Raw genomic sequence first — 12,267 nt, 5'->3', positions numbered from 1 at the left:
GGTGCAGGGCGGGTGGGTCGCGACGGGGCAGCCGTGGACCTACGACGCCGAGCGCTACGAGCGCATCGCCGCCGAACGCCGGGCCGAGCAGCAGCACATGCTCGACTACGAGCAGACCGACGGATGCCGGATGGAGTTCCTCCAGCGCGCCCTCGACGACGACACCGCTGCGCCCTGCGGACGGTGCGACAACTGCGCAGGCATCTGGTTCCCGAGCGAGATCGGCGCATCCGCGACGACACAGGCTGCGGAGTCGCTCGATCGGGTCGGCGTCCCGGTCGAGCCGCGGCGCGCGTGGCCGACCGGCGCCGACCGGCTGGATGTCCCCGTGAAGGGGCGCATCGCCGCGGAGGAGCAGGCGACGGAGGGGCGTGCGCTGGCGCGTCTCACCGACCTCGGCTGGGGCGGCACGCTGCGCGAACTCTTCGCCGCCGGGGCGCCCGACATGGCCGTGACTCCGCAGATCCTCGGCGGCTGCGTTCGTGTGCTCGCCGGCTGGGGCTGGGCGGAGCGCCCTGTCGCTGTGGTCGCGATGCCCTCGAGATCGCATCCGCTGCTCGTCGATTCGCTCGCTCGCGGGATCGCCGAGATCGGACGACTGCCGTATCTCGGCGCGCTCGATCCGGCGAACGGCGGCCCGAGCGGCCAGCCCGGCGGCAACAGCGTGTTCCGGCTCGCCGGGCTCTGGGACCGGTTCAGCGCGCAGCACCTCGACGTGCCCGACGGGCCGGTGCTCCTCGTGGACGACATGGCCGACAGCCGATGGACGCTGACGGTCGCGGCGCGCACGCTGCGGCGGGCCGGTGCCACAGACGTGCTCCCGTTCGTGCTCGCGCTCCGCGGCTGACGCCGCCGAGCGGCCCCGTCTCAGGGCTCTGTCGGTGCGTGGGTCTCCCTCGACTGCATCCTTCGAACCGCTGCGGCCAGGAGGGGCACGTCCGACCGTGCCGTCGTGATGACGATGGCATGAGTGGTGTCGAAGTATCGGTGCGCGAGGTAGTCGCGCATCCCGGCGATCTCCGACCAGGGGATGCTGGGCTCAGCGGCGGTCGCGGCATCGCTGAGATCTTTGACGGCCTCACCGATCTCGATGAGTCGCGCACGGATCGCATCGAACACGATCTCGTCGTCGCTGTCGATGCGGCGCGCATAACGGGCGACTGCCTCGCACGCGGCCGCGATGTCCTGGAGCCTCTCTGACGTCTTTCGGCTCACAGTGTGAGAGCTTCGCGTTCGATCGCTTCGGCGACTCCCGGCTTGAGGCCGTCGACCGGGACGAGGTCGACCGATCGGCCGAGGATGTGCTCTGCTTCTCGCCGCATCCGCAGCAGATCGAACATGCCGACGGTCGGCTCGACATCGACGACCAGATCGATGTCGCTCGATTCGGTCTCGTCGCCGCGAGCCACGCTGCCGAAAAGGCGGATTCGCTGGACCCCGAACGGCTGCAGTGCGCGACGGAGCTCCCCCGACAGCGCGATCACCCGATCGCGCGCGCGCGTCTCCTCCGCCTCGCGGGGGACGACGTGGACGACGTGGCCGGCGGCTGAGATGAGTCTGTCGGCTGCGTCGAACGACGGTTCGCGCCGGCCGTTCTCGTATTCGCTGACGACGCTCTGGGTCATACCTGCCAGCTTCGCCAGGGCGGACTGCGTCAGCCCGCTCTCGTGGCGTACGAGACGGATGAGGTGAGCGGCGCGACTCATGAGCACATGGTATCGCCTTTTCGCGATATCGCGTGAAAGCGATGTTCCTCACCGCAAGTCGTACACGCGCCTGTACCTGCCCTCGCTCCGAGGAAAGGTGCCGGGCTCTTCGACGCTGGACGGGATGCCGTGCGTGCGGGCGTTCAGTCCGGGCGCGACCGGTTCGTCGTGAGCGAGCGCCCGCGGATCTCGGCGACGACGTCGCCGGAGTCGTCGGTGACGGCGACGTCGTAGAGCCCGTTGCGTCCGCTGACGACGCGGCGCACGGCGTGCGCGGTCAGCCGCTGGCCCGTCGTGGTCGACTTCAGGAACGTAATGTCGGCGCCGCCGGCGACGGTCACCCGCTCGTCCTCGTTGCAGGCGATGGCGAAGGCCGTGTCCGCGAGGGCGAACACCAGCCCGCCGTGCGTGATCGCGAAGCCGTTCAGCATGTCCTCGCGCACCGTCATCGACACCACCGCCTCTCCCGGCACGTCGAGCTCGACGACCATGCCGAGCATCGCCGACGCGGCATCGCGCTGCATCATCGGCCTCATGCGGCGGCGACCACGGACGCCCGGTCCTTGTTCACCAGGGTGAGCACGTCGTAGGTCGCGACGAGCTCGTCGTCCTGGTTGCGGATGACGGCATCCCAGCGCACCTCGCCGTACTCGTCGGTCTCGCGCGGCGTGATCTGCTTGGCGGTCAGCTCGACCCTGATCGTGTCGCCGGGGGAGACGGGGGTGAGGAACCGCAGATTCTCCAGACCGTAGTTGGCGAGCACGGGGCCAGGCTCCGGGTCCACGAAGAGACCGGCCGCCCAGGAGACGAGCAGGTAGCCGTGCGCCACCCGTCCGGGGAAGAACGGGTTCGCGGCGGCGGCCGCCTCGTCCATGTGCGCGTAGAAGGTGTCGCCGGTGAAGTGCGCGAAGGTCTCGATGTCGGCGAGCGTCACCTCGCGCGAGTCCGAGACGATCTGGTCGCCGATGCGGAGCTCCGCGAGCGACTTGCGGAACGGATGCCGGCCGTCGGTGTGCGCGGCGGCCCCCGCGTGCCACACGCCGGTCAGCGCCGTGAGCATCTCGGGCGACCCCTGGACGGCGGTGCGCTGCATGTGATGGAGCACCGCCCGGATGCCGCCCAGCTCCTCGCCGCCGCCTGCTCGACCGGGACCGCCGTGCACGAGATTCGGCAGCGGTGACCCGTGACCGGTCGACGATCGCGCGTCGTCACGGTCGAGCAGCAGCATCCGGCCGTTGAAGGGGGCGATGCGCCCGGCCAGCTCCACCGCCTGCACGGGGTCGTGCGTCGCGATGCTGGTGACGAGCGACCCGCCTCCCCGCGCGACGAGTGCCGCGGCGTCGGCGATCGTGTCGTACGTGAGCAGCGAGGAGACCGGGCCGAAGGCCTCGACCGAGTGCGCGGCGTCGGAGTGCGGGTCGTCGAAGCGGAGCAGCAGCGGCGCGACGAAGGCCCCCTCGGGGGAGGGGCCGCTGCTGCCGTCGGCGAGGCGCACCTCCGGCGCATCGGTCGTCCCGACCACGATCCGTCCGCCGTCGGCCTGCAGCCTGCCCACCTGTCGCAGCACCTCGTCGCGCTGCGCGGTCGACGCGAGCGGGCCCATGGTGACGCCCTCCGCGCGCGGGTCGCCCAGCACGGTCCTGTCGGCGATGCGCGCCCTCACGGCGGCGATCACGGCATCCGCCGATCCGGTCGGTACGATCGCCCGGCGGATCGCCGTGCACTTCTGACCGGCCTTGGTCGTCATCTCGGTGACGAGCTGACGCACGTAGGCGTCGAACTCCGGCGTGCCCTCGACGGCGTCGGTGCCGAGCACCGAGGCGTTGATCGAGTCCGTCTCGGCGGTGAACCGCACCCCGCCCGTCTGCACCGCCGGGTGGGTCTTGAGACTCTCCGCGGTGGACGCGCTCCCGGTGAACCCGACGATGTCGCCGAGCCGCAGGTTCTCGAACAGGTCCGGAACGCTGCCGCTGACCAGCTGCAGGGATCCGTTCGGCAGCAGGCCCGACTCGACCAGGATGCGCACCATCGCCTCGGCCAGGTACCCCGTCGGGGTGGCGGGCTTCACGAGGGTGGGCATGCCGGCGAGGAACGCCGGGGCGAACTTCTCGAGCGAGCCCCATACCGGGAAGTTGAACGCGTTGATCTGCACCGCGACTCCGGGCAGCGTCGTGTAGACGTGACGGCCGAGGAAGGATCCGTCCTTCGACAGGGGTTCGACGGGGCCGTCCACGTGCACGCGGCTGTTCGGCAGCTCGCGCCGCCCCTTGCCGGAGTAGGAGAACAGCACGCCGATGCCGCCGTCGATGTCGACCCACGAGTCGGCCGCGGTCGCGCCGGTGCGTGCGGACAGCGCATACAGCTCCTCCGTGCGCTCGGTGAGCGCCAGCGCGAACTGCTTGAGGAGCACGGCGCGCTGATGGAATGTCAGAGCGCCGAGGCTGCGCTGCCCCACTGTTCGGGCGTGCTCCAGCGCCGCCGCGAGGTCGAGGCCCTCGGTCGAGACGACCGTGACGACCTCGCCGGTCGACGCGTCGCGCACCTCGGTGGAGCGTTCGGGCGACGACGGCGTCCACCACGCGCCCTGGACATAGCTCGGCAGATACTCGGTCATCTCTCCTCGTTCCATGCGTAGAACCCTTCGCCGCTCTTGCGGCCCAGCCTTCCCTCGGCGACCATGCGCCGCAGCAGATCCGGTGGCGCGAACCGTCCGCCGAGAGTGCGCTCCAACTCCTCGGCGATGCCGAGACGCACATCCAGGCCGACCACGTCGGTCGTGCGCAGCGGCCCCATCGGATGCCGGTATCCGAGCGTCATGGCCGCGTCGATGTCGGCCGCCGACGCCACGCCCTCCTCGAGCATCCGGATCGCCTCCAGGCCGAGCATCACGCCCAGTCGCGACGAGGCGAAGCCGGGGGAGTCGCTGACGACGATCGGCGTCTTGCCGAGGGCGGTCACCCAGCCGGAGGCGCTCTCGACGAGCGCGGCATCGGTCGCGGCCCCGCGCACGATCTCGACGAGCGCCGAGGAGGGCACGGGGTTGAAGAAGTGCAGACCGAGGAATCGCTCGGGGCGCAGCCGCGACGCTGCGAGGTCGTCGATCGAGATGGATGACGTGTTGCTCGCGAGTGCCGCCCGCGCGGGGAGGGCGGCCTCGGCGCGGGCGAGGGCATCGTCCTTGAGGGCGCGGTCCTCGGGGACGGCCTCGATCGCGAGGTCCACCGCGGCGAACGCCTCGAGATCGGCGCCGGTCGTGAGGCGGGCGACGAGCTCCTCCGCATCCACCGAGGCATCGCGCTCCGCGGATCTCCGGATGCTGTCGATGACGCGGGTCCGCGCGGCGTCCGCGCTCGCCGCGTCGCGTTCCACGACGGCGACGAGCGAGCCCGCCATCAGGAACGCATGGGCGATGCCGGCGCCCATGCGTCCCCCGCCGAACACGCCGACGGAGGCGGGCGCGGAGGGAGTCCCGCTCATCGGCTCCTCCTCTCCAGGAATGCCGTCATCCGGCGATGCTTCTCGGGCGATTCGAACAGCTCGGCCTGCAGGTCGAGCTCCACGGCCGGGTGCTCCGCGCGGGGCGTGCGCAGGGCGCGTTTGGTGTGCTGCGTCGCCAGCGGGTCGTTCGCCGCGATGCGGTCGGCGATCCCGTGCGCGGCCGCGAGCAGCTCGTCGGCAGGATGCAGCGACGAGACGAGACCCCAGAGCAGCGCTTCCTCGGCGTCCAGCGCCCGCCCCGTGAGCAGGAGCTCGCTCGCCCTGGCCTCGCCGACGATCTCGGGCAGGCGCCACGTGGCGCCCGCGGCTGCGATGATCCCGAGTCCGGTCTCGGGGTTGCCGATGCGCAGTGACGGCGTCGCGATGCGGATGTCGGCGGCGTAGGCGAGCTCCGCTCCTCCGCCCAGGGCGTAGCCGTCGATCGCGGCGATCACCGGCATCGGGAGGTCGCGGATGCGGATGAACGCGGTCGCATTGATGCCGCGCCTGGCGTCGTCGGCGGTGCGATCGCGCAGCTCGGCGATGTCGGCGCCCGCGGCGAAGACGCCGTCGGATCCGGTGAGGATGAGGGTGCGCGGAGCGTCTTCGAGCAGCGCGCACAGCTCGTGCAGCGCGTCGACCGTCGTCTGGTCGATCGCATTGCGCTTCTCGGGGCGGTCGAGCGTGGCGACGACGCGGTCGCCCTGCTCCTCGATGCGCAGTGTCACGGCAGACGCTCCACGATCATGGCGGTGCCCTGACCGACGCCGACGCACATCGTGGCGAGGCCGTAGCGGGCGTTCTCGCGTTCGAGCCGACCGAGCAGCGTCACGATCAGGCGCGATCCGCTGGATCCGAGGGGGTGGCCGAGCGCGATGGCCCCGCCGTCGGCGTTGACGATCTCGGGGGCGAGGCCCAGTCGGCGGATGCAGGCGAGGGACTGCGACGCGAACGCCTCGTTCAGCTCGACCGCTCCGAGGTCCCCGATCTGCAGGCCGGCCTTCGCGAGAGCCTTCTGCGTGGCCGGCACCGGACCCAGCCCCATGATCTCGGGAGCGAGCGCGGCAGTCGCCGACGCGACGATCCGGGCTCGCGGGCGCAGGCCGTGCCGCTCGACGGCCGCTGCGCTCGCGACGACGAGCGCGGACGAGCCGTCGTTCAGCGAGCTGGAGTTGCCGGCCGTGACGACCTGACCGTCGGCGACCACGGTGCGCAGCGATGCGAGCGCGTCGAGGGTGGTGTCCCGCCGCGGACCCTCGTCGACGTCGACGATCCCACCGGCCGTCTCCACGCCGACGATCTCGGCGGCGAAGCGCCCCGCGTCGATCGCGGCGATCGCCCGCCGATGGCTCCGGAGGGCGAAGGCATCGGCATCCGCTCGGGTGATCGCGTCGATCCTGGCGACCTCCTCCGCCGTCTCGGGCATCGAGAGCGTCGCCTTGTCGCGCGCGCTCAGCCGCGGATTCGTGAAGCGCCATCCGATCGACGTGTCGAAGGCGGCGCCGGGTCGCGCCCATGGCTTCTCGGGCTTCGCCTGCACCCACGGAGCGCGGGTCATGGATTCGACGCCGCCGGCGACGATGAGGTCGGCGTCGCCTGCGCGCACCGCACTCGCGGCGAGCGAGACGGCGGACATCCCCGAGGCGCAGAGCCGGTTGACCGTCAGCCCGGGGATCGAGTCGGGGAGCCCGGCCAGCAGCACGGCCATGCGCGCCACGTTGCGGTTGTCCTCGCCTGCCTGGTTCGCGGCTCCGAGGATGACCTCGTCGATCGCCTCGACGGGGACCGAGGAGCGGCGGACGGTCTCGCCCACCACGAGGGCTGCGAGGTCGTCGGGTCGGATGCCGGCGAGCGCCCCACCGTAGCGGCCCACGGCGGTGCGCACCCCGTCGACGAGAAAGGCCTCGGACATCGTCATCCTCTCGCACGCCCACGCTGGCGATGATTTCCGACCGATCGGTCAGGAATACGATCTCAGATCGGCGGGCGATTGGCAACTCATCGGGAATGACAGACTGTGCCCATGGCGCAGCCCCGATCCGAGACGTCGACCCCCAGGCGGGGACGGCCAGGTTACGACCGCGAGCAGGTGCTCGCGGTCGCCGTCCAGGTGTTCAACGAGCAGGGGTACGACGCGACCAGCGTGGCCGATCTCAGTGCGACCCTGGGTCTCACCAAGTCGGCGCTCTACCACCACTTCGAATCCAAGTCCGCGATCCTGGAGCTCGCGCTGAGCGACGCCCTCGACGCTCTCGAAGCGGTCGTGGACGAGGCGACCGCACGGCATCCGCTCGCGTCGGACCGCGTGCGAGCGATCGTCCGCGGGGCGGTGCGCGTGCTCACCGAGAAGCTCCCGTCCGTCACGCTCCTGCTGCGCGTCCGGGGCAACGGCGATGTCGAGACCGCGGCGCTCGTGCGCCGCCGCGCCTTCGATCAGCGGGTCACCGCGATCGTCGCGGAGGCGCAGGGCGAGGGGCTGATCCGGGACGACGTCGACGCGGCGGTGGCGACCAGGCTGATCTTCGGGATGATCAACTCCGTCGTCGAGTGGTACAGGCCGGGCGGACCGGTCGATCCCGAGGAGCTCGGTGAGGACATCCTCCGGGTCAGCCTGGACGGTCTGCAGTCGCGCTGACCCATTCCACCTTGACAAGGCGGCGGGCCCCGAGCATGTTCGACAGTGACGCATGTCCTTCGTACCCCCGCGAAGGATCGCCGCCGCAGAGATCAAGGGAGATCGCACGATGAAGAAGCTCATCAACAACCCCGCCGATGTTCTGGTCGAATCGCTGCGAGGCGTCGCCCTCGCGCATCCGGAGCTCTCGGTCGACTTCGACACCCACGTGATCACGCGTGCGACGCCGAAGGCGCAGGGGCGGGTCGCGGTCGTGTCGGGTGGCGGATCGGGGCACGAGCCGCTGCACGGCGGATACGTCGGTGTCGGCATGCTCGACGCGGCGGTCGCCGGCGAGGTGTTCACCTCTCCCACCCCCGACCGCGTGCAGGCGGCGACCAAGGCCGTCGACCGCGGCGCCGGGGTGCTGCACATCGTGAAGAACTACACGGGGGACGTGCTCAACTTCGAGATGGCCGCCGAACTCGCCGCGATGGAGGGCATCGAGGTCGGCACCGTGGTCGTCGACGACGACGTCGCCGTGCAGGACTCGCTCTACACGGCGGGACGCCGCGGCGTCGGACTCACCGTCCTGCTCGAGAAGCTCGTCGGCGCGGCCGCGGAGGAGGGGCAGGACCTCGCGTCGGTCGTCGAGCTCGCGAAGAGGATCAACGGACAGGGGCGCTCGATGGGCATGGCGCTGACCAGCTGCACAGTGCCTGCGGCAGGCAAGCCGACGTTCGACCTGCCCGACGACCAGATGGAGATCGGCATCGGCATCCACGGCGAACCCGGTCGTCATCGGGAGCCGCTGGCGCCGGCCTCGGACATCGCGCGGCAGCTCGTGGAGCCCATCCTCGGCGACCTCGACGCGTCCGGACCCGCGATCGTGATGCTGAACGGGATGGGCGGATCGCCCCTGATCGAGCTGTACCTCATGTACGGCGAAGTCGCCGCGCTGCTCGAGAAGGCAGGTGTGCAGATCGCCAGGAACCTCGTCGGCGACTACATCACCTCGCTCGACATGGCCGGCTGCTCGCTCACGGTGCTGAAGGCCGACGACGAGCTGCTGCGGCTGTGGGATGCTCCGGTCAACACTCCCGGCCTGCGGTGGGGAGCATGATGGCGGGCGTCGGCACGGCAGCACTCACCGACTGGATCCACCGCTTCCGCGACGTGATCGCGGAGAAGCGCGAATGGCTCACCGAGCTGGACTCTGCGATCGGCGACGCCGATCACGGAGCGAACATGAGTCGAGGGATGGATGCGGTCGTCGCGAAGCTCGACGCCGGTGCGCCCGCCACGGTCGACGAGCTGCTGAAGACCGTGGGCATGACCCTGGTGAGCTCCGTCGGCGGTGCGAGCGGTCCTCTGTACGGGACGCTGTTCCTGCGCATGGGGATGACGGCGGGACCGGTGACCGAGCTCGACGACACGGCGCTCGCCGCCTCCCTGCGGGCCGGGCTCGACGGGATCGTCGCGCGGGGCCGGGCCGAGGCCGGTGACAAGACCCTGTTCGACGCGATGGCCCCGGCGGTCGACGCGCTCGATGCGGCCATCGCCGGCGGAGCCGATCTCGCAGCGGCGACGGCCGCAGCCGCCGATGCGGCGGCAGCCGGTCGCGACGCCACCGAGCCCCTCGTGGCGCGCAAGGGGCGCGCGAGCTATCTGGGTGAGCGCAGCGCCGGTCACCTCGACCCCGGTGCAGCCTCGGTCGCGCTGCTCTTCGCGACTCTCGCGCAGGCCGCAGCGGAATCGTCCTGATGATCGGCGTCGTCGCCGTCTCCCACAGTGCTCGGCTCGGGGAGGCGGCGCTGGAGCTCGCCCTCCAGATGGTGCAGGGCGGGGGAGTGCGCGTGCGCGTCGCCGCCGGCGCGGGCACGGAACCGGACGGGACCCCCGTCCTCGGCACCGATGCGGTGGCGGTGGCTGCGGCCATCGATGAACTGGCGACGGACTGCGACGGCGTGCTGGTGCTGATGGACCTCGGATCGGCCGTGCTCAGCGCCGAGCTCGCTCTCGAGCTCCGGATGAGTGCGGTCCCGGTGCGGCTGGCGCCCGCACCGTTCGTGGAGGGACTGCTCGCGGCGGTCGTGTCGGCGGCGGCGGGCGGATCGCTCGAGGTCGTCGCGCAGGAGGCCTCGGCCGCGCTCGGCGCGAAGACCGAGCAGCTCGGCGACGCGGGCGCCCACGATCCGGGTACCGACGCGGATGCCGTGCACGACGGCGACGGCGCCGGCGCGCCCCCGGCCCAGGACAGCCCCGTGATGGCCCCGGATGCCGTCGTCCGCGTGACGACCGTGCGCAATCCGCTCGGCATCCACGCGCGTCCCGCGGCCCTCATCGCCGAGGCATCGGCGGGAGCCGACGTGCGCGTGCGGAAACTGCCCGACGGGCCGGATGCCGCGGCTGCCAGCCTGTCCCGGATGCTGGTCCTCGGCGCGCGGCAGGGCGACGAGGTCGAGCTGTCGGCGAGCGGACCCGACGCGGAGGGCGTCCTCGAGCGTCTCGTCGGTCTCTTCGACGACGGGTTCGGCGAGGAGACCGGAGACGGGGCGAGCCCGGATCCCGTCCCGTCGCCGCCGTCCGCGGCGACGCGGCCGACCGACGGCGAGGTGCGCGGGGAGCTGCCCGGCCCGGTGGCCTCGGGGACGGTGCTGCGAGGGCGAGGCGTGAGCGGCGGCCGGGTCGCCGCATCGGTGGTGACGCTCGCCGCGCCGCTCGCGGAGCCCGACGCGGAGACGGTGGTGGCAGCGGCAGATCGCGAGAGCGCTGTCTCCGCGATCGAGAGAGCCGCTGCAGTGGTCTCGGAAGACCTCCGCATCCGCAGCTCGACGGCGACGGGCGAGGCCCGCGCGATCCTCGACGCCTCGCGTCTGCTCGCCTCGGATCCGGAGCTCATCGCCGAGGCGTCCGCGCGCGTGCGCACGCACGGGCGCACGGCCGCTCGTGCGGTGTGGGAGGCCGCGCTCTCGCAGGAGAAGGGTCTGACGGCGCTCGGCGGTCGGATGGCCGAGCGCGCCGCAGACCTCAGAGACGTCCGTGATCGCCTCATCGCGGAGATCCTCGAGGTCGACGTCCCCGGTGTCCCGGAGCGCGACGAGCCCTTCGTGCTGGTCGCCGTCGACCTCGCGCCGGCCGACACCGCCGCCCTCGGGGGCAGCCGCTGCGTCGGTCTCGTGACCGAGCAGGGGGGTCCCACATCGCACACCGCGATCATCGCTCGGTCGCTCGGCATCCCCGCCGTCGTCGGGGTGGCCGGAGCGGCGGGAATCGCGTCCGACACGGTCGTGCTGCTCGACGGCGACCGCGGCACGGTCGAGGTCGAGCCCGACGTGTCGCGCGTCGAGGCCGCGACGCCGGGAGGGACCGTGGTGCCCTTCCGCGGAGAGGGCGTGCTCGCCGATGGTCGTCGCGTCCGTCTGCTCGCCAACGTCGGGGCCCTGCCGAAGCGGAGGTCGCTGCGGCCGCCGGTGCCGAAGGCGTCGGGCTCTTCCGCACCGAGTTCTGCTTCCTCGACCGGGTCGACGCTCCGTCGGTCGACGAGCAGGTCGCGGCTTATCGCGGTGTCCTCGCGGCCTTCCCCGGTCGGCGGGTCGTCGTACGCACGCTGGATGCGGGCAGCGACAAGCCTCTGCCCTTCGCCAACGCGGATGCTGAGCAGAACCCGGCGCTCGGCGTCCGCGGACTGCGCATCGCCCGGCGGTCGCCCGCACTGCTCGACGGCCAGCTGCGTGCACTGGCGATCGCCGCAGAGGCGGAGTCGGCGCTCGTCGACGTCATGGCGCCCATGGTCGCCACGGTCGACGAGGCGCGCGACTTCGCCGCGAGCGCGCGCTCGGTGGGGCTCACGAGCGTCGGCGTCATGATCGAGACGCCGTCGGCGGCCCTGCTCGCGTCGGAGATGCTCGAGGTCGTCGACTTCGTCAGTCTCGGCACCAACGACCTCGCCCAGTACACGCTGGCCGCAGATCGCCAGCTCGCCGAGCTCGGCGAGCTGAACGATCCGTGGCAGCCCGCCGTCCTCCGCCTCATCGGTGCGGTCGGCGACGCCGGACGCGCGAGGGACCTTCCGGTGGGCGTGTGCGGCGAGGCCGCTGCCGACCCCGCACTCGCGCCGGTGCTCGTGGGACTCGGGGTGACCTCGCTCTCCATGACCCCGCGGGCGCTGGGTCGGGTCGCGGCGGCGCTCGAGGCGGTCACGGAGGCGCAGTGCCGTGCGGCAGCCGAGGCCGTGCGGAAGGCTGCGACCGCGGCGGATGCCCGTGCGGCGGCCGCCGCCGTTCTCGCGCCCCGCTGAGGCATCCCCTCTCCGGCAGACCCTCTCCGGCAGACCCTCTCCGGCATCCCTCTCCGGCATCCCTCTCCGGCAGACCCTCTCCGGCATCCGCTCTCCGGCATCCGCTCTCCGTGTGCATGCCGAGGGAGCGTCTGCATGCTCGATCCGGTCATCCGGGCATGCAGACGAGA

At 71.9% G+C, this 12,267-nt stretch carries 12 protein-coding genes and 1 pseudogene; 6 read left to right on the top strand and 7 right to left on the bottom strand.

Annotated elements, in window-relative coordinates:
- The coding region (locus tag A4X16_RS08910; protein ID WP_197491807.1) for a RecQ family zinc-binding domain-containing protein at positions 1-847 on the top strand (847 nt) is incomplete at its 5' end.
- 20 nt (positions 848-867) lie between these two features.
- On the opposite strand, the gene A4X16_RS08905 is transcribed toward A4X16_RS08910, so the two are convergent.
- From A4X16_RS08905 to A4X16_RS08875, 7 genes are all read right to left on the bottom strand, one after another.
- Complete coding sequence (locus A4X16_RS08905; RefSeq protein WP_067119529.1) at positions 868-1,215, bottom strand: HepT-like ribonuclease domain-containing protein; 348 nt, start codon at positions 1,213-1,215, stop codon at positions 868-870.
- Entirely contained in the window at positions 1,212-1,706 is a 495-nt protein-coding gene (locus A4X16_RS08900) for a nucleotidyltransferase domain-containing protein (RefSeq protein WP_157560053.1), read from the bottom strand. The genes A4X16_RS08905 and A4X16_RS08900 overlap by 4 nt, the downstream gene beginning before the upstream one ends.
- A gap of 143 nt (positions 1,707-1,849) precedes the next feature.
- Positions 1,850-2,233: a hydroxyphenylacetyl-CoA thioesterase PaaI gene (paaI, locus tag A4X16_RS08895; RefSeq protein WP_067119526.1), complete on the bottom strand. Its 384-nt coding sequence runs from the start codon at positions 2,231-2,233 to the stop codon at positions 1,850-1,852.
- Positions 2,234-2,238: 5 nt separating this feature from the next.
- Complete coding sequence (gene paaZ / locus A4X16_RS08890) at positions 2,239-4,320, bottom strand: phenylacetic acid degradation bifunctional protein PaaZ (protein WP_067119523.1); 2,082 nt, start codon at positions 4,318-4,320, stop codon at positions 2,239-2,241.
- Positions 4,317-5,183 carry a 3-hydroxyacyl-CoA dehydrogenase family protein gene (locus tag A4X16_RS08885; RefSeq protein WP_067119520.1) on the bottom strand — a complete coding sequence of 289 codons (867 nt, stop codon included), beginning with the start codon at positions 5,181-5,183 and terminating at the stop codon, positions 4,317-4,319. Before A4X16_RS08885 ends, paaZ begins: the two co-directional genes overlap by 4 nt.
- Positions 5,180-5,911: an enoyl-CoA hydratase/isomerase family protein gene (locus A4X16_RS08880; protein ID WP_067119516.1), complete on the bottom strand. Its 732-nt coding sequence runs from the start codon at positions 5,909-5,911 to the stop codon at positions 5,180-5,182. The genes A4X16_RS08885 and A4X16_RS08880 overlap by 4 nt, the downstream gene beginning before the upstream one ends.
- Positions 5,908-7,095 carry a thiolase family protein gene (locus tag A4X16_RS08875; RefSeq protein WP_067119514.1) on the bottom strand — a complete coding sequence of 396 codons (1,188 nt, stop codon included), beginning with the start codon at positions 7,093-7,095 and terminating at the stop codon, positions 5,908-5,910. The genes A4X16_RS08880 and A4X16_RS08875 overlap by 4 nt, the downstream gene beginning before the upstream one ends.
- 111 nt (positions 7,096-7,206) lie before the next feature.
- On the opposite strand from A4X16_RS08875, the gene A4X16_RS08870 reads away from it, so the two are divergent.
- From A4X16_RS08870 to A4X16_RS18270, 5 genes and pseudogenes are all read left to right on the top strand, one after another.
- Complete coding sequence (locus A4X16_RS08870; protein ID WP_067119511.1) at positions 7,207-7,818, top strand: TetR/AcrR family transcriptional regulator; 612 nt, start codon at positions 7,207-7,209, stop codon at positions 7,816-7,818.
- Positions 7,819-7,927: 109 nt separating this feature from the next.
- Positions 7,928-8,920, top strand: coding sequence for a dihydroxyacetone kinase subunit DhaK (gene dhaK, locus A4X16_RS08865; RefSeq protein WP_067119509.1), 993 nt, complete (start codon positions 7,928-7,930; stop codon positions 8,918-8,920).
- On the top strand, positions 8,920-9,561 hold the full coding sequence (dhaL, locus tag A4X16_RS08860) for a dihydroxyacetone kinase subunit DhaL (RefSeq protein ID WP_157560059.1): 642 nt from the start codon (positions 8,920-8,922) through the stop codon (positions 9,559-9,561). The genes dhaK and dhaL overlap by 1 nt, the downstream gene beginning before the upstream one ends.
- Positions 9,561-11,051, top strand: a pseudogene (locus tag A4X16_RS18275) (HPr family phosphocarrier protein); the annotation flags it as partial. The gene dhaL and the pseudogene A4X16_RS18275, both read left to right, overlap by 1 nt.
- Positions 10,964-12,097, top strand: a complete 1,134-nt coding sequence (locus A4X16_RS18270) for a putative PEP-binding protein (protein WP_331709749.1) — start codon at positions 10,964-10,966, stop codon at positions 12,095-12,097. The pseudogene A4X16_RS18275 and the gene A4X16_RS18270, both read left to right, overlap by 88 nt.
- Positions 12,098-12,267: the final 170 nt, after the last annotated feature.

This window comes from Microbacterium sp. H83, assembly GCF_001650405.1.
Lineage (GTDB): Bacteria > Actinomycetota > Actinomycetes > Actinomycetales > Microbacteriaceae > Microbacterium.
Note: the sequence above shows the minus strand (reverse complement) of the source record. Positions and strands in the feature narration are given on the sequence as shown.

Excerpts from the sequence above, each read along its gene's own strand:
- A4X16_RS08900 (WP_157560053.1), bottom strand. The coding sequence starts at position 1,706 with ATGAGTCGCGCCGCTCACCTCATCCGTCTCGTACGCCACGAGAGCGGG.
- paaI (WP_067119526.1), bottom strand. The coding sequence starts at position 2,233 with ATGATGCAGCGCGATGCCGCGTCGGCGATGCTCGGCATGGTCGTCGAG.
- paaZ (WP_067119523.1), bottom strand. The coding sequence starts at position 4,320 with ATGACCGAGTATCTGCCGAGCTATGTCCAGGGCGCGTGGTGGACGCCG.
- A4X16_RS08885 (WP_067119520.1), bottom strand. The coding sequence starts at position 5,183 with ATGAGCGGGACTCCCTCCGCGCCCGCCTCCGTCGGCGTGTTCGGCGGG.
- A4X16_RS08875 (WP_067119514.1), bottom strand. The coding sequence starts at position 7,095 with ATGTCCGAGGCCTTTCTCGTCGACGGGGTGCGCACCGCCGTGGGCCGC.
- A4X16_RS08870 (WP_067119511.1), top strand. The coding sequence starts at position 7,207 with ATGGCGCAGCCCCGATCCGAGACGTCGACCCCCAGGCGGGGACGGCCA.
- dhaK (WP_067119509.1), top strand. The coding sequence starts at position 7,928 with ATGAAGAAGCTCATCAACAACCCCGCCGATGTTCTGGTCGAATCGCTG.
- dhaL (WP_157560059.1), top strand. The coding sequence starts at position 8,920 with ATGGCGGGCGTCGGCACGGCAGCACTCACCGACTGGATCCACCGCTTC.